Origin of the sequence: Pseudoalteromonas marina (genome assembly GCF_000238335.3) — a bacterium.
In the GTDB taxonomy this organism is placed as follows: domain Bacteria; phylum Pseudomonadota; class Gammaproteobacteria; order Enterobacterales; family Alteromonadaceae; genus Pseudoalteromonas; species Pseudoalteromonas marina.
Genome location: NZ_AHCB03000005.1, coordinates 1,468,200 through 1,487,486, shown reverse-complemented (window position 1 = coordinate 1,487,486; position 19,287 = coordinate 1,468,200). Strand labels below are relative to the sequence as shown.

The following is a 19,287-nucleotide window of genomic DNA, read 5'->3' as shown; positions in this document are numbered from 1 at the left end:
TTACACTTACTTAAGTAATATATAGGCTAAAAAGTAGTTAACACGTAAGTGTGTCATTGTTGTTTTTTGTGCAGCGCTACAGAAACTTTACTTATTGGCGTTTTGTTAAGCGCATTAGTAATGGCCCAACCTGCATCAACAAGCATTTGTAAATCAATTCCATGGTTTATGCCAAGGCCATCGAGTAAGTAAACGACATCTTCAGTGGCAACATTTCCTGACGCGCCTTTAGCATAAGGGCACCCACCAAGGCCGGCAACTGCTGCGTCAACCGTTGATATTCCTAGGCTTAGCGCTGCGTAAATATTTGTGAGCGCTTGGCCGTAGGTATCATGAAAATGCACTGCAAGCCGGTTGCTGTCTATGTGCATTAAAAGTAATTCTATGAGTTGAGTTACTTTTTTTGCAGTACCTACGCCAATCGTGTCTCCAAGGCTTACTTCGTAACAGCCTAAATCTAATAGCTTTTGTGTTACATCAAGCACAGCCTTAGCGTCTATGTCTCCTTCGTAAGGACAGCCAAGTACACAACTTACGTAACCACGTACACGAATATTATGCTCTTTTGCAAAGTTCATAACTTCACTGAAGCGTGTGATACTTTCGTCAATAGAGCAGTTTATGTTTTTTTTACAGAACGACTCGCTTGCGGCGGTAAAAATTGCAAACTCTTTAATACCAGCGTCATGGGCCGCGTGTGCACCTTTCAAGTTTGGTGTCAGCGCGCTTAAGTTAATATTTGGTAAGTTAAGTGCGTTAATCACATCTGCCGAGTCTGCCATTTGTGGCACCCATTTAGGGGATACAAATGCACCTGCTTCTATATCTTTTAAACCGGCTTGTGCAAGGGCATTAATCAGTGAAATTTTATCCTGAGTATTTACCAAACTCTCGTTTTGTAGGCCGTCACGCGCACCCACCTCAACAATACGAACCGAATCAGGAAAGGCACTCATTAGGCACCTTCCTGTTGTGTGGTATCTTCAACAATGGCGAGTAGGGCACCGTGAGATACCAATTCACCTTCACCAAAACAATAGCTTTGTAAAATGCCATCGTGTGGCGCATTGAGGGTGTATTCCATTTTCATAGCTTCAATGATCACAACAGGATCGCCTTTGCTAATCGTACTGCCAACTTTAACCAAATGTTTAACCACGGTACCATTGAGTGGTGCTGCTAGTGGCAATGCATCACTTTCATGTGAACTTATGTAATGTTTATTAATGAGTTCAAGCTTAGTTTGTAGTGCTTTATTCATAACCGTAATGGCGTCATTACAGTGTGAGACATGCGCAATATGCTTATTGCCATCAATAAATACAGTACAAACGCCTTTAATGACTGTCCCTTGAAGATTAAATACCGTGTTGTTATGGGTAATGTTGAACCCTTCAGATGTTTTAATCGCACTCAGCTGTAAATCTTTAAAGGGCACTTTAATGATGCGTGGAGAATTTAAGTTAAATCCGTTAAGTTGCTGCCAAGGGCTACCATTGCTTTGCTGAGCTTGCTCATTATTCAAAGAGCATAAGTACGCAAATGCACCTATGAGCTCACTAGATTGTAAAAGCGCACTATCAACAGTAACTAAAGAGTCGCCTTGCTCTGCAATAAAGTGTGTACTTGGCGCGCCCTGGTTAAAAGTAGGGTGATTAGCTAAGTTATTTAAAAAGCCAATGTTGGTACTAAAACCCGCTAAATGAAATTCCCCAAGTGCTTGGCGTAAACGCCCTAATGCTTGCTCGCGGTTATCATCATGTACTATAAGCTTTGCAATCATTGGGTCGTAATAAGGGCTGATTTCATCGCCTTGTGCAATGCCGGTATCTATTCGTACAAACTCACTATTAAGCGGAGTATTTAACGATTCAATTACGCCTGAACAAGGAATAAAGTCGTTGCTTGGATCCTCTGCGTAAATTCGCGCTTCAAAGCTGTGGCCTTGTAGTTGTATGTCAGATTGCGTTAAAGGCAAAGTGTGCCCAGCTGCTATATTGATTTGCCAATTCACTAAATCTACACCGGTTACCATTTCGGTTACTGGGTGTTCTACTTGTAGGCGTGTGTTCATTTCCATAAAGAAAAACTCATCGCCACACAGTAAAAATTCAACAGTACCTGCACCGCGGTAATTTATAGCCAGAGCACAACGTACTGCGGCTTCGCCCATTTCTTTTCGTAATGTGTCACTTAAACCTGGTGCTGGCGCTTCTTCAATTACTTTTTGATGACGACGTTGTAAAGAGCAGTCTCTATCACCTAAATAAACACAGTTACCGTGACTATCTGCAAACACCTGTACTTCAACATGGCGAGGCTGGTTAACATAGCGCTCTAGCAGTACTAAGTCATTACCAAAGCCTGCTATAGCTTCACGCTGTGCGCCTTCAAGAGCACTCATAAAATCTTTAGCTTGCTCAACAACGCGCATACCCTTACCACCGCCCCCAAAAGCCGCTTTAATCAGTACGGGATAGCCAATTTTTTCGGCCTCAGATTGTAAAAAGGCAGGGTCTTGATTATCACCATAATAGCCAGGCACTAACGGTACATTTGCTTCAGCCATTATTTCTTTAGCGCGGGTTTTAGAGCCCATGGCTTCTATGCTGCTTGCAAGTGGGCCAATAAACGCAATGTTGTTAGCTTCACAGGCTTTAGCAAATTCGCTGTTTTCAGATAAAAAACCATACCCAGGGTGAATACAATCTGCACCACTATTTTTTGCTACTTGTAAAATTTTATCGGTTACAAGGTAAGAGTCTTTACTGGGCGCAGGCCCAATATGGTAAGCCTGATCAGCCATTTTTACATGTTGTGCGTGCTTATCGGCGTCAGAATAAACGGCTACAGTCGTTAACCCCATTTGCTTTGCACTGCGCATGATACGGCACGCAATTTCACCTCGGTTGGCAATGAGTATCTTTTTTAAAGTGTGTGTGTTCATAATTAATCCTACAGTTGCCAAGCGGGTGGGCGTTTATCAAAAAAAGCACTAAGCCCTTCTTGGCCTTCATCAGATACACGAATCTTTGCAATACGTTCGGCCGTAAGCTCAATAAGTTGTTCACTAATAGGCTTGTTTGCTACATCATTAATTAAAGCTTTAGCGGCTTTGACTGCAACAGGGCCGTTATCAATCAGTGTTTGCAACATGTTATCAAGCGCGCAGTCTAAATTGCCGGTTACTTGATGAACTAACCCAAGTTGTTTGGCTGTGTGGGCATCAAACACCTCGGCAGTTAAAAAATACCTACGAGCAGCGCGCTCACCTATAGCTTTAATTACATACGGGCTAATTACCGCAGGAATAAGCCCAAGTTTAACCTCACTTAAGCAAAACTGAGCATCATCTTTACACAGTGCAATATCGCAACAGGCAATTAAGCCTAACGCGCCACCAAATGCAGCGCCTTGAACAGCACACACGGTTGGGTGAGGGCTGGTTGCTAAAACCTGCATTAGTTTTGCAAGTTGCATAGAGTCGGCAAGATTATCGGCGTAATTGTTATCAGCCATGGATTTCATCCAGGCTAAGTCTGCTCCGGCTGAAAAGTGTTTGCCTTCTGTTTTTAACACGAGCGCTTTTATATCAAGCGTATTTGCATGTTCAATGCATTGAATTAATTCGTGAATTACTTCGCTATTAAATGCGTTTCTTTTTTCAGGGCGGCTTAAAACAAGTACAGCCACATTAGATTTTGTTATTTGTAGTGTTACTGACATTTACTGCGCTCCGGTTACATTCTAAATACGCCAAATTGAGAATCTTGCGCTGGTGCATTTTTAGCAGCACTTAAGGCAAGTCCTAATACGTTACGTGTGTCGGCTGGGTCAATAATACCGTCGTCCCACAAACGCGCACTGGCATAGTATGGGTGGCCTTGCTCATCGTATTGCTCAATGATTGGTTTTTTAAACTCGCTAATTTGCTCATCGGTCATACTTTGGCCTTTTCGCGCTAAGCCGTCTTGCTTAACTTGGGCCATTACCCCTGCGGCTTGCTCGCCGCCCATGACCGAAATACGGGCATTAGGCCACATCCACATCATGGTGGGTTCAAATGCGCGGCCACACATACCGTAATTACCAGCGCCATAAGAGCCGCCAATAAGTACCGTAAATTTAGGCACATCGGCACACGAAACCGCCATCACCATTTTTGCGCCGTGTTTTGCAATGCCTTCGGCTTCGTATTTTTTACCTACCATAAAGCCGGTAATATTTTGTAAAAAAACCAGTGGAATATTGCGTTGTGCACACAGTTGAATAAAGTGTGCGCCTTTTTGAGCAGACTCGCTGAATAAAATGCCGTTATTAGCCACTATGCCAACAGGGTTACCGTAAATGCTTGCAAAACCGGTTACCAACGTTTCACCAAAGTAGCGTTTAAATTCATCAAACGATGAATCATCAACTGTTCGGGCAATGACTTCTCGTACGTCAAATGGCTTTTTAAGGTCGGTACCTACAATGCCGTAAAGTTCGCTTATATCGTACCGAGGCGCTTTTATATCTTTTAATAACGGTGCAGTAGGGCGTGTGTAATTAATGCGCTCAATACATTGGCGTGCGATAGACAGCGCATGCTCGTCGTTTTCAGCAAAGTGATCAGCTACCCCTGATGTTTTACAATGAACATCAGCACCACCAAGCTCTTCAGCAGTTACTTCTTCACCTGTTGCCGCTTTTACAAGCGGCGGGCCTGCTAAAAATATAGTGCCTTGCTCTTTTACTATTATGCTTTCATCGGCCATAGCCGGTACATAAGCACCACCAGCAGTACATAACCCCATTACCACTGCAATTTGAGGAATGCCTTTACCCGACATTCGAGCTTGATTGTAAAAAATACGGCCAAAATGTAATTTATCGGGAAATACATCATCTTGCTCAGGTAGGTTAGCACCGCCAGAATCAACCAAATAAATACATGGTAAATGGCATCGCTCTGCAATGTCCTGTGCTCGCAAATGTTTTTTAACAGTAAGCGGAAAGTAGGTGCCGCCTTTAACCGTGGCATCGTTTGCAATGATCATGCATTCAATGCCTTTTACACGGCCAATACCAGCTACGACACCTGCACACGGGATAGCTTGCTCATAGACGCCAAATGCAGCGAATTGAGAAATTTCTAAAAATGGTGAACCTTCGTCAATTAGCGTACTAATACGATCGCGTACAAATAATTTACCGCGACCTTCGTGACGCTCTTTTAAAGCAGTCCCACCACCTAAGCTTATTGTGGCAACTTTATCGCGTAAATCATCCACTAGCGCCGACATGTTCTTATGATTTTGCACAAAAGTAGGATCGTGTGGATTAACGCTCGATTTTAAAATCGTCATAATCTAATCCTTAACGGCTTTCAGTGAAAAGTTCGCGACCAATTAGCATACGGCGAATTTCAGACGTACCGGCGCCAATTTCGTATAGTTTAGCGTCACGTAGTAGTCGACCCGTAGCGTATTCGTTTATGTAGCCGTTCCCACCCAGTATTTGAATCGCATCCAGTGCCATTTTGGTTGCCAGTTCAGCGGCATATAAAATGGCGCCAGCAGCATCTTTACGTGTAGTTTCACCGCGGTCACAGGCTTTAGCTACCGTGTAAACGTATGAACGAGCAGCGTTCATTTGTGTGTACATGTCGGCAACCTTGCCTTGAATAAGCTGAAATTGCCCAATTGGGGTATCAAATTGCTTACGCTCATGAATGTAAGGCACAACAATATCCATACATGCTTGCATAATACCAAGGGGGCCTGCTGCCAATACAACACGTTCGTAATCTAGGCCGCTCATAAGTACTTTTACGCCTTCGTTTAAGTTACCTAGAATGTTTTCTTCAGGCACTTCACAGTTTTCAAATACTAACTCACATGTGTTTGACCCACGCATGCCAAGTTTGTCGAGCTTTTGTGCGGTTGAAAAACCAGGGAACGTTTTCTCTACTATAAATGCAGTAATCCCTTTAGCACCGGCGTTTAAATCTGTTTTAGCGTAAATAACCAGTGTGTCTGCATCCGGGCCATTGGTGATCCACATTTTATTGCCGTTCAAAATGTACTTATCGCCTTTTTTCTCCGCTTTAAGTTTCATCGATACCACGTCAGAGCCCGCATTAGGCTCACTCATAGCAAGCGCACCAATGTGTTCACCGCTGATAAGTTTTGGTAGGTATTTTTCTTTTTGTGCTTGTGAACCATTACGGTTGATTTGATTAACACACAGGTTTGAATGCGCACCGTAGCTCAAGCCAATAGACGCACTTGCGCGGCTAATTTCTTCCATTGCTATAACATGCTCTAAATAGCCTAAGCCCGCACCACCAAACTCTTCAGGAACGGTCATGCCTAACACGCCCATTTCGCCCATTTGCGGCCAAAGTTGATTTGGAAATGTATTGTCAATGTCGGTTTGTTCAGCTAGTGGCGCAATTTCTTGGCTTGAAAAACTATTTACATGGTCGCGGATCATATCGGCGGTTTCGCCAAGACCAAAGTTCATCTCTTTATAAAGTGAAATAGTGCTCATGATTCATTCCTGTGTGAGTGTGTGTTATCAGTGTGTTTTTATTTTAAAAATAAACTACTCGTCTATTTTATTCAGTGTGTCTCTACAGCGTCGTTCTGCGGTTACCAGTTCCATTAGGACAACTTTAATATCGTCCATTTGCTGCGAAAGGTCGGCTTTTTTCTCTGAAATCAGATCTAGCATAGTGACTAGTTGTTTAGCGCTTGATTTATCAGCGTCGTACAGTTCAAACAAACGGCCCGTTTCGGCAAGCGTAAAGCCTAAGCGTTTACCCCGTAAAATGAGCTTTAAGCGCACTTTGTCGCGCTTTGAGTAAATACGTGTTTGCCCATTACGATCAGGTGATAAAAGCCCTTGGTCTTCATAAAAGCGTATAGAGCGAGTTGTAATGTCAAACTCTTTAGCTAAATCGCTAATGCTGAAAGTTTGTTCATTACTGGTCGGTATAGTGGCGGAACTTGCAAAGTTTGTTTGATTATCTGGTTTCATAATTGTAATTACCTCATTCGAATAACTCCAATATAAGTGAAGTTTACGTAAAGGTAAAGCGCTGGCTGGTGTGAAATAAATATAAGCGAAGTGGTGTGCAGTATTTGTAATTTAAATTATTTAATTACAATGACTTAATTTTAACTTAGATTGTAAGAGCCAAAGGTGGCAAAGAAACCTTACAGATAAGAAAGTATAATTTTAACGGTTTTTAGTTGACGTTAGCGTAAACGTTAGTATTGTGTATGGTTATTAAATAATAATTTAAAACACAATTAATAGAGTAAATATTCTAACAACTATTTACCCTTAAATACAATGGAGTTAGCTATGTCTTTAGAATCAGTGGTAATTGTAGCAGCAAAACGTACGCCTATGGGTGGCTTTATGGGCGGGCTAAGCGATGCTCAGTCTACTGAATTAGGTGCAACGGCTATTAAAAGTGCATTAGCGCAAACTGGTTTAAACACCGATGCAATTGACGAAGTAATTATGGGCTGTGTACTCCCTGCTGGTTTAGGTCAAGCGCCAGCTCGTCAAGCTATGTTAAAAGCTGGGCTAGCATTAAGCACGGGGGCTACCACCATTAATAAAGTATGTGGTTCAGGTTTAAAAGCCGCCATGCTTGCTAACGATTTAATTAAAGCAGGCTCTATAGAAACAGCTATTGCTGGTGGCATGGAAAGTATGACCAATGCCCCTTACTTTATTCCAAAAGCGCGTGGCGGAATGCGAATGGGCCACGGTGAAATTAAAGATCACATGATGAGTGATGGCCTTGAAGATGCATACGACAATAAAGCCATGGGTTGTTTTGCACAAGATACCGCCGACGAATATGGCATTGGCCGTGAGCAAATGGATAATTTTGCACTCAGCTCATTAAGCAAAGCTAATGCCGCAATTGCAAACGGCAGCTTTGAAAACGAAATAGCACCGCACACAATTCAAACACGAAAAGGCGATGTAACGGTATCGGTTGATGAGCAACCAGGTAATGCACGCCCAGAAAAAATCCCAAGTTTACGTGCAGCCTTTAAAAAAGACGGCACTATAACAGCTGCTAACTCATCATCTATTTCGGATGGTGGCGCAGCCCTCGTTTTAATGACTGAGTCAAAAGCAAAAGCACACGGTTTAACACCCCTTTGTAAAATTGTAGCGCACAGCACACATTCTCAAAAACCGAGCGAATTTACGGTAGCACCAGTAGGTGCAATGAACAATGTGCTCGAAAAAGCCGGTTGGACAACAACTGATGTAGACCTTTGGGAAATTAACGAAGCTTTTGCCATGGTAACAATGCTTGCAATAAACGAGCTTAAGCTTGATGAAAGCAAAGTAAATGTTAACGGTGGGGCATGTGCACTTGGCCATCCAATTGGTGCCAGTGGCGCACGTATTTTGGTTACGCTTATTCACGCTCTTAAAAACCGAGGCCTTAAAAAAGGCGTTGCTTCTTTATGTATTGGTGGCGGTGAAGCCGTTGCAATGGCAGTAGAAGCTTACTAAGTACCAATCACATTAAAAATACGCAGCAACATAACAATAATAAAGCTGCGTTATTTTTAAAACTAACACACTAATACAATAGGATTTAATCATGCACCAAGTTCCACTATTAATAGATGGCGAATTTATTCAATCGGCTTCAAAAGAGTTAATCGATGTTATAAACCCTGCAAACCAAGAAGTATTAGCTCAGGTTCCTTGTAGCACCGATGCAGAAATGGATGCGGCTATTGCTTCAGCCTCTGAAACATTTAAAACATGGAAAGATGTGCCAATCACTGAGCGTGCCCGCATTATGATGAAATATGCTGCGCTTTTAAAAGAACACCATGATGAACTAGCCACTATTATTTGCCACGAACTAGGTAAAACCTTTGAAGATGCTAAAGGTGATGTATGGCGAGGTATTGAAGTTGTCGAACAAGCAGCTAATGCACCTTCGTTGATGATGGGCGAAACAATGGAAAACGTAGCTCGCAAAATCGATACCTACTCTTACATGCAGCCATTGGGTGTGTGTGCAGGTGTTACGCCGTTTAACTTTCCGGCAATGATCCCACTTTGGATGTTTCCGCTGGCAATAGTGTGTGGTAACACATTTATATTAAAACCATCAGAGCAAGACCCACTAACGCCAATGCGTTTAGCTGAGCTATTTATTGAAGCGGGTGCACCTAAAGGCGTTCTGCAAATTGTACATGGTACAAAACCGCAGGTAGACCGGTTATTAGAAGATAAAGCCGTTCGTGCTATTTCGTTTGTAGGCTCGTGTGGTGTAGGTGCCTATATTTATTCAAAAGGCACACAAAACCTTAAGCGTGTTCAAGCCTGTGTAGGTGCAAAAAACCATATGGTAATTATGCCAGATGCGAGTAAATCGCATGTTGTAAATAACCTTGTTGGTGCATCTGTTGGTGCCGCAGGGCAGCGTTGTATGGGTATTTCGGTAGCTGTATTTGTTGGTCAAGCAAGTGAATGGGTAGATGAAATAAAAGCAGGCTTTGAAAAAGTACGCCCAGGTTTATGGGATGATAAAGACGCAGCCTACGGCCCACAAACGTCAAAAGCAGCAAAAGAGCGAATTTTATCGCTTATTGCAAGCGGTAAAAAACAAGGCGCGACCTGTTTAATAGATGGCTCTGACTTTACTGTAGAAGGTTACGAGCAAGGTAACTGGGTTGGCCCAACTTTATTTACCGACGTTACAAAAGAAATGGACTTATATAAAGAAGAGATTTTTGGTCCTGTTTTGGCTTGTATGTTTGTAGACACATTAGAAGACGCTATCGCCTTAATTAACGAAAGCCCTTACGGTAATGGCACCTCGCTATTTACTTCAAGCGGTGCAGTTGCACGTAAATTCCAACACGAAATAGAAGTAGGCCAAGTAGGTATTAATGTTCCTATTCCTGTGCCACTGCCGTTCTTCTCATTTACGGGGTGGAAAGGCTCTTTTTATGGCGATACTCATACGTATGGTAAGCAAGGTATTCGTTTTTACACCGAAACCAAAACCATTACCTCACGTTGGTTTGAAGACGATATAGCGTCAGGCCCAAACATGAGCATTAACTTAAAATAATTAATAAACACACACAAAAAATAATAACAAAGACGGGCGCGAAGGTTTTTCACACACATAAATATGCCTTCGCCGCTCTTCACTCATAATCCCAATTCGGGAAAACCGACAACACACAACTAAAGAGGTCTACCATGGACTTTAACTTATCAGAAGACCAACAAGCTTTTGCACAAACTGCTCGCCAATTTGCCGAGTCAGAGCTTGCACCTCACGCGGCTAAATGGGATCGCGAACATATTTTTCCTAAAGATACGATAAAAGCAGCCGGTGAGTTAGGCTTTTGTGGTTTATACACACCAGAGGACGCGGGCGGCCTTGGTTTATCACGTTTAGACTCAAGCATTATTTTTGAACAACTTGCGCTAGGGTGTACGGCAACCACTGCCATGCTCACTATTCATAATATGGCTACCTGGATGGTTGCAAGTTTCGGTACAGACGCTATAAAAGATCAATATGTAGACCAATTAGTTATGGGTGAGTTATTAGCATCATACTGCTTAACTGAGCCTGGTTCTGGTTCAGATGCAGCTTCACTTAAAACAAAAGCATTACGCGACGGCGACGAATACGTTATTAACGGTTCTAAAATGTTTATATCGGGTGCAGGCGAAACCGAAGTGCTAGTGGTTATGGCGCGTACTGGTGGCGAAGGCGCTGCGGGTATTTCTGCGTTTGTTGTACCGGCCGATGCAAAAGGCGTTGAATACGGTAAAGCAGAAGAAAAAATGGGGTGGAATGCACAGCCTACACGACTAATAAGCTTTGAAGATGTGCGTATTCCTGCACATAACTTACTTGGAGCAGAAGGCGAAGGTTTTAAGTTTGCAATGCAAGGGCTAGATGGCGGGCGTATTAATATTGCCACCTGTTCAATTGGTACCGCACAAGCGGCCTTAAATACAGCACGTGAATACCTCAAAGAGCGCTCACAATTTGGTAAACCGCTGGCTGCTTTTCAAGCGTTACAATTTAAAATTGCTGATATGAACACAGAGCTTGTAGCGGCGCGCCAAATGGTAAGGCTTGCGGCATTTAAACTTGATACTGGCGACAGCGAAAAAACTACTTATTGTGCTATGGCCAAACGCTTTGCAACCGATGTTGGTTTTACAGTGTGTAATGAAGCACTTCAAATACATGGTGGTTATGGTTACATAAAAGAATACCCATTAGAGCGCCATGTACGTGACGTGCGCGTTCATCAAATACTTGAAGGCACAAACGAAATAATGCGTGTGATTATTGCGCGTCGAATTTTAGCTGAATCAGCAAGCGAAATATTATAAGGAGCACGGTATGTCTGAATCAAAACCAAGCATTGAGTTAACAACCGAAGGCCATGTTGCTATTTTAACGATGTCTAACCCGCCAGCGAATACCTGGACAAAAGACACCTTAATTGATTTAAAAAATAAAGTTAACGCGCTTAATAACAATAAAAACATTTATGCCTTAGTGCTAACGGGTGAAGGCGATAAGTTTTTTAGCGCAGGCGCCGACCTTAATGTATTTGCAAGTGGTGACAAAGGTATTGCTGCAGACATGTCGCGTGTATTTGGCGAAGCGTTTGAAGCATTAACTAATTTTAGAGGCGTGTCGGTTGCTGCTATTAACGGCTATGCGATGGGCGGCGGTTTAGAGGTTGCATTAGCGTGTGATATACGCGTTGCTGAACAACAAGCGCAAATGGCACTCCCCGAGGCAAAAGTCGGTTTATTACCGTGTGCAGGTGGCACGCAAAATTTAGCATGGTTAGTGGGCGAAGGCTGGGCTAAACGCATGATTTTGTGCGGCGAGCGCTTAAAAGCTGATAAAGCACTGCACATTGGATTAGTCGAAGAGGTTGTTGGCCAAGGTGAGAGTTTTGCTGCTGCGCTTAATCTTGCAAACCAAGTAAGCGAGCAAAGCCCTAGCTCGGTTGCGGCATGTAAAACATTGATTCAAAAAGGGCGCCACCAACCCATGGCGAGCGTTTTACCATTAGAGCGCGAACTATTTGTTGGTTTATTTGATACTGATGATCAAAAAGAAGGGGTAAATGCCTTTTTAGAAAAGCGTAAAGCAAAATGGGTAAATGGCTAATGAGTGATTTAACCTTATTAAATAAAGCGGATGATTCAGTACTTTTTGAGACGGCAACCGCAGCCAACGGCCGTTTAATTGGGCTTATTACACTAAACGCACCTAAATCGTTAAATGCGCTTAATTTTAACATGATCAAATTGCTTACTCCTCAACTAAAGGCATGGGCAAACGACGATGCCATCGCAATGGTTATTTTAAAAGGGGCAGGAGAAAAAGCGTTTTGTGCTGGTGGCGATGTAGTAAGCCTTCATCATGCAATGGCACAAGGTGAACCAACAAGCTTAGTTGAAGAGTTTTTTACCCAAGAATATAAGCTCGATTACCTTATACATACCTACGTTAAACCTATTCTTGTTTGGGGAAACGGGATTGTAATGGGAGGCGGTTTAGGGCTAATGGCTGGCGCAAGCCACCGTGTTGTTACCGAAACCTCACGTATTGCAATGCCAGAACAAACAATAGGTTTATACCCCGATGTAGGCGGCAGCTATTTTTTGCATAAAATGCCCAAAAGTGTTGGCTTGTTTTTAGGGTTAACGTCAGCGTCTATTAATTGCGACGATGCTTGTTTTGTATCACTTGGCGATCACTTTATTGACAGCGGTAAATACAACGACATGCTAAACACTATTTTAGCTACAAGCTGGAGTAAGAGTGCAAGCGAAAACCACGCGGTGCTAACTAATTTATTAAATGAGTTAAACGCGCAGTCTGCTGATATGCCAATAGGAAACGTTAGCGCTAATTTAAAAACAATTCAAACACTAGGTAGTTTTGCCTCATTGCAAGAGCAAGTTGATTACCTATTAAGCTTAAGCACCGACGACAAGTGGTTACAACGTGCGCAAAAATCGTTAAAACATGGGTGCCCACTCAGCTGTGCGTTAGTCAGTGAGCAGCTTAAAGCAAGTGAAGGTAAAACCCTTTTAGACTGCTTTAAAATGGAACTAGGCATGTCGGTAAGAGCCGGTGAAGTAGGTGAGTTCCAAGAAGGCGTTAGAGCACTGTTAATCGATAAAGACGGCGCTCCCAATTGGCAATACCCAACACTCCATGATGTGCCAAGTAGCGTAGTTAATAGCTTTTTTGATAATCGTTACGGCACTCGTCACCCACTTGATGACCTAGACACGGCAACACAAAAATAAAGGAAAGACGATGACTAAACTTAATATTGGTTTTATCGGATTAGGAAACATGGGCGGCCCTATGGCGGCAAATTTAGTAAAAGCGGGGCACACAGTCACTGTTTTTGATTTAAACCAGTCGGTCGTAAGTGAACTTGCTAGCCAAGGGGCTAAAGCGGGCGTTGATGCAGCGCAATGTTCCACCAATGCCGACGTTCTGATCAGCATGTTACCTGCAGGCAAGCATGTGAAATCGCTATACTTAGGTAATAACGATAACAATGGACTAATTGAGGTTTTAAGCAAAAATACCTTAGTGATTGACTGCTCTACAATTGATGCCGAATCGGCACGCGTTGTAGGAAATGCACTTGACGAGCAAGGTATACGCTTTGTTGATGCACCGGTTTCAGGTGGTGTAGCCGGGGCAACGGCAGGAACGCTTACGTTTATCGTAGGTGGTGAACAAACCGCATTCGAAAAAGCAAATACTGTATTAGTAGATATGGGTAAAAACATATTTCATGCTGGCGATATTGGTGCAGGTCAAGTTGCAAAAATATGCAACAACATGCTGCTTAGCATATTAATGGCAGGCACAAGTGAAGCCATTCAAATGGGTATTAATAACGGGTTAGATCCAAAAGTGCTGAGCGATATTATGACTGCAAGCTCAGGTCGAAATTGGACATTAGAGTTATATAATCCGTGTCCAGATGTAATGGAGACAGCACCGGCTAGTAATAATTATAAGCCAGGTTTTATGGTTGACTTAATGGCAAAAGATTTAGGTCTTGCCATGGAAGCAGCTCAGCAAAGTAATTCATCAACGCCAATGGGTTCAATGGCAAAAAACTTGTACACTATGCTTCAGCATCAAGGTGCAGGCAGTGATGACTTTAGCGCAATATTTAAATTGTTTTCGAAGTAGGAGTAAACCGTGGAAATTAAAAATAATACGGTAGTAATCACAGGTGGAGCACAAGGTTTAGGTTTCGCTATGGCGCAAAAGTTTGCAGCTATGGGTGCAAATATTGCACTTATTGACATGGCACAAGATTTATTAAACAACGCATGCGAGCAACTAAACCAGCTTGAAGGCGTAAAAGGTATAATTAAAGGTTACGCTGCTAATGTGACGGTGGAAAGTGAAGTAGAAAACGTATTTAGTACCATTAACAATGATTTTGGCCATATTGGTGTGCTTATTAACAACGCTGGTATTTTGCGTGACGGCATGTTCATAAAAGCTAAAGACGGAAAAGTGGTTAAAAAAATGTCGCTAGAGCAATTTCAATCAGTGATTGATGTTAATCTTACCGGCGTATTTTTAGCAGGGCGCGAAGCTGCAAGCCACATGATTGAATCAGGCAAAGGCGGCGTCATAGTTAATATGTCGAGCGTAGCGCGCGCGGGTAACATAGGCCAAACAAATTACGCGGCATCAAAAGCCGGTGTAGTGGCACTTACCACCACATGGGCAAAAGAACTTGGCCGTTTTGGTATACGCGTAGGCGCTATTGCACCAGGTGTAATAAGCACCGCCATGACCGACGCCATGAAGCCAGAAGCTAAACAACGTATGCTTGCGGTAACACCCGTAGGGCGCTTTGGTGAAAGCGACGAAATTGCCCATACCGCACAGTACATTATCGAAAACGACTTTTTCACCGGTCGTGTAGTAGAGATAGACGGCGGTATTCGTTTGTAAATTAAGTTTTTTACGCTTGAATTTAAAAAGCATGGCGCTTATAGGCTGTGCTTTTTTGTTTTAAATCGGGGAGATTTATAATCGTGAAAAAGGGCTAACAACCCCGTTGGCACCTTGTTGCAGTGCATTAGTAGGATACCCGCTGTATTAAAACGTTAATCATTTTAGCGCTCTAAATAACTCATTAACTGCGTTAAAAACTTCTCATGTAGATAAACTATATAATTAAGTTTTTGCCTTGTTACTGAGCTATTTATCTGTCGCTATAATTGCTCACTAATTCAATACAGCGGGTATTATTTGTGTTGTATGCACATCATTGTGACCTAGCTGTGTTTGTACTGTACGAATATCAGCGCCGCTTTGCAGTAGATGCGTAGCAAATGAGTGTCGCAAAGTATGTGGGGTAACGTGTCTATTAATATGTGCTTTTGTTGAAGACAGTTTAACAGCCTTTCTTACCCCTGAATGATCTAAGTGGTGACGTCTTATTTCTCCTGTTTCAGGGTCCGTACTTAATTTATGTGATGGGAACAGAAACTGCCATTGTAAAGACTTATTAGCGCTTGGGTATTTTTTACTAAGTCGATGAGGCATCCATACACCGGCGTACGCATCATTTTTTAAATCTAACTGTAAATATTCATCAACTTGAATTATTTGATTTCTTAGCATTGGTATTAATTCTTCAGCAAGTGTCACAATACGATTTTTATTAACTTTGCCGTTCCAAATGCGTATATTTTTATAGTCGAAATCAATATCATGAACTCTTATTTTTACTGCTTCCATCAGCCGTAAACCACTTCCATAGAGCAGGCTTGCTATCAAATAATGTCGTTTATTTATATTTCTAAAAAATAGCGATACCTCAGTCTGTGTAAGTACGACAGGCAGTTTCTGTTGGCGGTTACTTTTAACGAAATTTAAATCTAATAAAAGCTCATTCTAATTAATATGTTTATATAAAAAAGCAAGTGCATTTAAAGCGGTTGCTTGTGTTCTCGCTGCTACTTTTTTAGTGACTGTTAAGTGATTTAAAAATATTTCTACTTCATTATTCCCCATACTGGTAGGGTGCCGCTTATTATGAAAATGGATATAGGCAGTAATCCAAAATACATAAGTTTCAATAGATTTTTTAGCATAGTGATGGCTATACATATAGTTGATAATACTATTAAGAAAAGGGGATTTAGTTTTCATTTTAAATCTCAATTAACTGTATTTACATACAATACTGGCGTTTTTCCTCCTAAGTCAAGAAATGAGGACGTTTTCCTCTATTCTGCATATATTTAAAGAGCAGCCTGACTTAAAGTTTAAAGCTGGCAATGTGTTACAGGATTTGTTATTAATATGAAAAAACAATTAAGGGGACATGCATTGCTCATAAAAAGAGGAAAGTGTCCTCTGATAAAGCTGTTATAAGAACAAGGATGTATCGGTGAAATATCTAATAATTACTATATTTTCTGCTTTTTTAGTTGGGTGTGTTTCAACGATGCCCAAAGCTGGCATTAGCCAGACCTATAATCATGTAGGCGCTAAAGTTACTTCGCCTAGTGAGCCAAACTGGTATTTGATGAAACACACTGATCCAAGTGTAGTTTTTGGTAAAGAATATTCCGACAAATCTGAAACTGCTATAGCAAATACTTACCTTTACTGGATTGGTGAATTTCCTACAGACAAAGAATTCTTTGACAAAGTTATTGAGAGTAGAAAAACCTTTGATAACAAAGCTCGCTTTAAACAACTTGAATTAAATTATGAAACGCTCACATTTAAAGGGCGTCCTTGCTTAAAGTATAGTGGTGTTGCCGAAGACCACGGAGACAAGGGGCTAGAGTCAAAAGACTTCCAATACTTTAAAAATCAAGGTTATATTTGTCGTACTAACTTAAATCACACTACAGCTTTATTAATGGAAGTATCACATCGCTCAGATAATAAGGAGTTTCCACAAAACTTGGATAATGTAGCGCTAGAGTTTTTCAATAATATTGAACTTACGGCGTATTAGTTCTTATAACAAGGCATTAAAGCCGGACTCGCAACAGTTTGCTCGGTTCCGCTACGCTTCACATTTTAGCAAACTATTACTCACCGCTTATGGCGGCGTTAGCTGTCAAAGGAGAACTTAGGTGTATATTAAAAGTTTAGGGATGATGTTTTTATTTAGTTCACTGGTCAGCGCTAATGAATTTGAACAAACTCAATTACCATTTTTATCTGGTGCTGTTTATACAATGATGTCTGAAGTTGGTTATTGCGGACATAAATATCCTGAGCTAAAAGCTAATTCAGATAAAATTCATGCGAACCTTAAAACCATAACAGTCAAAATTAAAGATTATTATGTATCAAATGATTCCTTATCAAAATTTGAGAGCATTGAAAAAACATCGGTAAATATAGCTGGGAAAAAGATAATGAAATACCATTCGAGTGGCGGTATATCTTTAGATAAGTGTAATTCAATTTTATCTAACGCTTCACCTGAAGGTTTTTCAAGTGAATTAAAAAGTATCGTGGATAATTTGAGCAGCTAACAAGAAATTCAACAAGGAAAAAAAACAGTTGGCTTTTTGTTCACTACGTTCACCTATTTTAGCCAACTACTTTTTGCCTGTTAATTAGGCGTTATGTGTATCTATCTGGTATCGCAATATTAATCTCATAGGAAGGTTATGGATAAACCTAAAAGTATAAAACTCACAATTATTCTTATTATAATTAGCTGGCTTGCTAGTCTGATCTCGATCTTAATAATTACTAGTAAAGCGCCTGATTTAATGCCAAATACGGTAGCTAAATGCATCTCTTTTGCTGTTACTACTATTTTAATGCTGTGGCTTGCATACAAAATTAATAAAGGTAGAAATTGGGCAAGGGTAGTTTATTCCGTTTTAGTTTTTATAAGCTTAATCAGCACTTTTATAAATTTTCAGCAATTTTGGTTAATGCCATTTGAGTTTGTTTCTCTAAGTGCTATTACAAATCTTAGTCAATTAGGTGTTCTATTGCTTCTATTTACTAAAAACTCCAATATTTGGTTTAAAAACAGTTTTAGTGTTCAATATACATAACAAGGCATTAAAGCAGGAAAATTTACAGTTGGCTGTTTTCACTGCGTTCAACATTTTAGCCAACTATAAATTTCCTCTTAATGAGGCGTTAGCTTTCTTGGAGACATATGGATTACTCGAAGTATTCAGTCAATGAATTAATGGATTGCCTCAATAATATAGATAAAGATGCACATCCGGAAAATTATAAAAAATTAGTGTTGGAAGTTGAAAACAGAAAACCTGAAATTGAGGTTGCTCAAAAACAAGACCAAGAAGAATTTACTTTCTCAACTGAAAACAGGGTCAAACTATTGAGTTGGCTGCAAATAGCAACATGTGTTGGTTTTACTATTGCCTTTGCTGATGTGCTAATTGGCTCCATGGAATTATTAGACTTAATTGTTTATGGAGTCATTGCTGTTTTTAATGGGGCAGCCGGCTATAAACTCTTAAAAAGATCACGCTACGGGTATGAGCTATCTTATCTTAATCAAATTCTTCAAATTTTAACTATAAACACCGGCACTTTGTTTTTTACTTATACAGGCTTAGGCAGCTTTTTGATTGGGATAGAAGGTGAATTATTCTTTAGGGCTAACATATTAAGCACCGATTTTAGATTCTATACTGGTGAAAACTTAGGCCAACTTGGCTTTGGCGTAGACTTAGTGGCTATTTTCTTTTTGAGTGTACTGCATTCATGTAGAGAGTTGGGGCTAGATGCGAAAGCTAACAAGCAAATTAATCAGGACAAATAACAGTTGGTTTTTGCTCCTACGTCGCTTATTTTAACCAACTGATATTCGCCCATTATTTGGGCGTTAGCTGTTTAAGGTAGAGTATGAGTTTTCTGGGAATGATTCCCTTTATTATTGCAATCATTGCTTTTATCTTTGCATTTAAGCATTTCACTAAGTTTGTCGATGGAGCTTGGCGAAGAAGTTTTTCTAGTAAGCACTTAGCTTTATTTTTTGTATCAGCATTTATATTTTTAAGTATGTTTTACATCATGGCTGAATATCATGAAGAGTTAGGTATTAAATCTTCATGTGCAAGAAGTGCGGACTGTTTCCAACAAAACAGCTAACAAGGCGCTCAAAGGGACAAAAAACAGTTGGTTTTTGCTCCTGCGTCGCTTATTTTAACCAACAATTTTTTGCCCATTAT

The 19,287-nt window shown here is 41.0% G+C and carries 18 protein-coding genes and 1 pseudogene; 12 read left to right on the top strand and 7 right to left on the bottom strand.

The window, feature by feature from the left end; genetic code table 11:
• Nucleotides 1–53: 53 nt before the first annotated feature.
• The 6 genes from PMAN_RS06940 to PMAN_RS06915 are packed head-to-tail and all read right to left on the bottom strand — an operon-like array spanning nt 54 to nt 7,023.
• Nucleotides 54–956 (bottom strand): hydroxymethylglutaryl-CoA lyase, encoded by a 903-nt coding sequence (locus PMAN_RS06940; RefSeq protein WP_010557394.1) that lies wholly within the window; start codon nt 954–956, stop codon nt 54–56.
• Nucleotides 956–2,947, bottom strand: coding sequence for an acetyl/propionyl/methylcrotonyl-CoA carboxylase subunit alpha (locus PMAN_RS06935; RefSeq protein WP_010557393.1), 1,992 nt, complete (start codon nt 2,945–2,947; stop codon nt 956–958). The genes PMAN_RS06940 and PMAN_RS06935 overlap by 1 nt, the downstream gene beginning before the upstream one ends.
• 8 nt (nt 2,948–2,955) lie before the next feature.
• A complete protein-coding gene (locus PMAN_RS06930; RefSeq protein WP_006794187.1) occupies nt 2,956–3,726 on the bottom strand; it encodes an enoyl-CoA hydratase/isomerase family protein in 771 nt (256 codons plus the stop codon).
• Nucleotides 3,727–3,740: 14 nt separating this feature from the next.
• Nucleotides 3,741–5,348, bottom strand: a complete 1,608-nt coding sequence (locus PMAN_RS06925; RefSeq protein WP_008131006.1) for a carboxyl transferase domain-containing protein — start codon at nt 5,346–5,348, stop codon at nt 3,741–3,743.
• A 10-nt stretch (nt 5,349–5,358) separates the two neighbouring features.
• Nucleotides 5,359–6,534 (bottom strand): isovaleryl-CoA dehydrogenase, encoded by a 1,176-nt coding sequence (locus PMAN_RS06920; protein WP_008131008.1) that lies wholly within the window; start codon nt 6,532–6,534, stop codon nt 5,359–5,361.
• 54 nt (nt 6,535–6,588) lie between these two features.
• Nucleotides 6,589–7,023, bottom strand: a complete 435-nt coding sequence (locus tag PMAN_RS06915; RefSeq protein ID WP_010557391.1) for a MerR family transcriptional regulator — start codon at nt 7,021–7,023, stop codon at nt 6,589–6,591.
• Between the two features lie 330 nt (nt 7,024–7,353).
• On the opposite strand from PMAN_RS06915, the gene PMAN_RS06910 reads away from it, so the two are divergent.
• The 7 genes from PMAN_RS06910 (at nt 7,354) to PMAN_RS06880 (ending at nt 15,046) form a co-directional block, all read left to right on the top strand.
• The gene (locus tag PMAN_RS06910; protein WP_008131011.1) at nt 7,354–8,535 is read left to right on the top strand and encodes a thiolase family protein; all 1,182 of its coding nucleotides are present in this window, start codon (nt 7,354–7,356) and stop codon (nt 8,533–8,535) included.
• A 91-nt stretch (nt 8,536–8,626) separates the two neighbouring features.
• Complete coding sequence (locus PMAN_RS06905) at nt 8,627–10,117, top strand: CoA-acylating methylmalonate-semialdehyde dehydrogenase (protein WP_010557390.1); 1,491 nt, start codon at nt 8,627–8,629, stop codon at nt 10,115–10,117.
• Nucleotides 10,118–10,251: 134 nt separating this feature from the next.
• Complete coding sequence (locus PMAN_RS06900) at nt 10,252–11,409, top strand: acyl-CoA dehydrogenase family protein (RefSeq protein ID WP_010557389.1); 1,158 nt, start codon at nt 10,252–10,254, stop codon at nt 11,407–11,409.
• A 10-nt stretch (nt 11,410–11,419) separates the two neighbouring features.
• On the top strand, nt 11,420–12,205 hold the full coding sequence (locus tag PMAN_RS06895; RefSeq protein ID WP_010557388.1) for an enoyl-CoA hydratase: 786 nt from the start codon (nt 11,420–11,422) through the stop codon (nt 12,203–12,205).
• Complete coding sequence (locus PMAN_RS06890) at nt 12,205–13,356, top strand: enoyl-CoA hydratase/isomerase family protein (RefSeq protein WP_033035860.1); 1,152 nt, start codon at nt 12,205–12,207, stop codon at nt 13,354–13,356. Before PMAN_RS06895 ends, PMAN_RS06890 begins: the two co-directional genes overlap by 1 nt.
• Before the next feature lie 10 nt (nt 13,357–13,366).
• Entirely contained in the window at nt 13,367–14,266 is a 900-nt protein-coding gene (gene mmsB / locus PMAN_RS06885) for a 3-hydroxyisobutyrate dehydrogenase (RefSeq protein ID WP_010557386.1), read from the top strand.
• 9 nt (nt 14,267–14,275) lie between these two features.
• Nucleotides 14,276–15,046 carry an SDR family oxidoreductase gene (locus PMAN_RS06880; RefSeq protein ID WP_010557385.1) on the top strand — a complete coding sequence of 257 codons (771 nt, stop codon included), beginning with the start codon at nt 14,276–14,278 and terminating at the stop codon, nt 15,044–15,046.
• Nucleotides 15,047–15,322: 276 nt separating this feature from the next.
• On the opposite strand, the pseudogene PMAN_RS06875 reads toward PMAN_RS06880, so the two are convergent.
• Nucleotides 15,323–16,252: pseudogene (locus PMAN_RS06875) on the bottom strand (integron integrase).
• A gap of 241 nt (nt 16,253–16,493) precedes the next feature.
• On the opposite strand from PMAN_RS06875, the gene PMAN_RS06870 reads away from it, so the two are divergent.
• From PMAN_RS06870 to PMAN_RS06850, 5 genes are all read left to right on the top strand, one after another.
• Nucleotides 16,494–17,072 carry a hypothetical protein gene (locus PMAN_RS06870; RefSeq protein ID WP_033035854.1) on the top strand — a complete coding sequence of 193 codons (579 nt, stop codon included), beginning with the start codon at nt 16,494–16,496 and terminating at the stop codon, nt 17,070–17,072.
• 121 nt (nt 17,073–17,193) lie between these two features.
• Nucleotides 17,194–17,601, top strand: a complete 408-nt coding sequence (locus tag PMAN_RS06865; RefSeq protein ID WP_010557382.1) for a hypothetical protein — start codon at nt 17,194–17,196, stop codon at nt 17,599–17,601.
• Nucleotides 17,602–17,739: 138 nt separating this feature from the next.
• Complete coding sequence (locus tag PMAN_RS06860; RefSeq protein ID WP_010557381.1) at nt 17,740–18,138, top strand: hypothetical protein; 399 nt, start codon at nt 17,740–17,742, stop codon at nt 18,136–18,138.
• Nucleotides 18,139–18,245: 107 nt separating this feature from the next.
• Nucleotides 18,246–18,878: a hypothetical protein gene (locus PMAN_RS06855; RefSeq protein WP_010557380.1), complete on the top strand. Its 633-nt coding sequence runs from the start codon at nt 18,246–18,248 to the stop codon at nt 18,876–18,878.
• Between the two features lie 83 nt (nt 18,879–18,961).
• Nucleotides 18,962–19,207 carry a hypothetical protein gene (locus PMAN_RS06850; RefSeq protein ID WP_168371076.1) on the top strand — a complete coding sequence of 82 codons (246 nt, stop codon included), beginning with the start codon at nt 18,962–18,964 and terminating at the stop codon, nt 19,205–19,207.
• Nucleotides 19,208–19,287 lie beyond the last annotated feature (80 nt).